The organism is Phocaeicola sp. HCN-40430 (assembly GCF_037890285.1).
In the GTDB taxonomy this organism is placed as follows: Bacteria; Bacteroidota; Bacteroidia; order Bacteroidales; family Bacteroidaceae; genus Phocaeicola; species Phocaeicola acetigenes.
Genome location: NZ_JBBKBS010000048.1, coordinates 1 through 1,625, shown reverse-complemented (window position 1 = coordinate 1,625; position 1,625 = coordinate 1). Strand labels below are relative to the sequence as shown.

At 54.2% G+C, this 1,625-nt stretch carries 2 protein-coding genes; both read left to right on the top strand.

Annotated elements, in window-relative coordinates:
• Positions 1 to 1,011, top strand: a 1,011-nt coding sequence (gmd, locus tag WKU26_RS12480; protein WP_340322286.1) for a GDP-mannose 4,6-dehydratase, incomplete at its 5' end; no start/stop codon positions are given.
• Between the two features lie 3 nt (positions 1,012 to 1,014).
• Positions 1,015 to 1,625, top strand: a 611-nt coding sequence (locus WKU26_RS12475) for an NAD-dependent epimerase/dehydratase family protein (protein ID WP_340322285.1), incomplete at its 3' end; no start/stop codon positions are given.

The window sequence follows — 1,625 nt, the reverse complement described above, 5'->3', positions numbered from 1 at the left end:
TATGAAGTACACGGAATTTTGAGACGCTCGTCGTCTTTCAACACCGCGCGTATCGAACATCTGTATCTGGATGAATGGGTGCGTGACATGAAGCAGAAGAGACTGGTGAACCTCCACTGGGGGGATATGACAGACAGCAGCTCGCTCATCCGTATCATCAGTGACGTGCATCCGACTGAAATATACAACCTGGCGGCACAGAGCCACGTGAAGGTGTCGTTCGACGTGCCGGAGTATACGGCGGAAGCGGATGCCATCGGTACACTGCGTCTGCTCGAGGCGGTGAGAATCTGCGGACTGGAAAAGACCTGCCGCATCTATCAGGCATCGACTTCGGAACTCTTCGGTAAGGTGCAGGAAGTGCCGCAGAAGGAAACTACTCCGTTCTATCCGCGCTCTCCGTATGGTGTGGCCAAGCAGTACGGATTCTGGATTACAAAGAACTACCGTGAAAGTTACGGAATGTTTGCGGTGAACGGTATTCTTTTCAACCACGAATCGGAACGCCGCGGGGAGACTTTCGTGACACGTAAGATTACGTTGGCGGCAGCACGTATCAAACAGGGATATCAGGACAAGCTGTATCTGGGTAACCTGGATTCGTTGCGCGACTGGGGATATGCGAAGGATTACGTGGAGTGTATGTGGATGATTCTGCAGCATGATACTCCGGAGGACTTCGTGATTGCTACAGGGGAAATGCATACTGTACGTGAGTTTGCCACACTGGCTTTCGCGAAGCTGGGCATCGAACTGAAATGGGAAGGTGCAGGCGTGAACGAGAAGGGTATCGATACGGCTACCGGAAAGGTGCTGGTGGAAGTGGATCCGAAGTATTTCCGTCCGTGTGAGGTGGACCAGCTGCTGGGTGACCCGACAAAGGCAAAGACGCTGCTGGGATGGAACCCGACAAAGACTTCGTTCGAGGAGCTGGTGAGCATCATGGTGGAACATGACATGAAGTTCGTGAAGAAACTGCACCTGAAGGCGCAACTGGACAGGGAGGAATAAGGAATGCTGGACAAATCGGCTAAGATATATGTGGCGGGGCACAACGGACTGGTGGGCTCTGCCATCTGGAACAACCTCTTGCAGAGGGGGTATACCAATCTGGTGGGGCGTTCGCACAGTGAACTGGACCTGCTGGATGCGGTAGCGGTAAGGGAGTTTTTCGACAAAGAACAGCCGGATGCGGTGGTGCTGGCGGCTGCGCATGTGGGGGGCATCATGGCCAACCTGCAGTACAGGGCGGACTTTATCTACCGGAACCTGCAGATTCAGCAGAACGTAATCGGCGAGAGTTTCCGTCACGGGGTGAAGAAGCTGCTCTTCCTGGGAAGTACGTGTATCTACCCGAGGGAGGCACCGCAGCCCATGAAGGAGGAGGTGCTGCTGACTTCGCCGCTGGAGTATACCAACGAACCGTATGCGATTGCGAAGATTGCGGGACTGAAGATGTGCGAGAGCTTCAACCTGCAGTATGGCACGAACTACATCGCGGTGATGCCTACGAACCTGTACGGTCCGAACGATAACTTCCACCTGGAGAACAGCCACGTGCTGCCGGCCATGATAAGAAAGATTCATCTGGCGAAGTGTCTGAACGAGGGGGACTGGAATGCGGT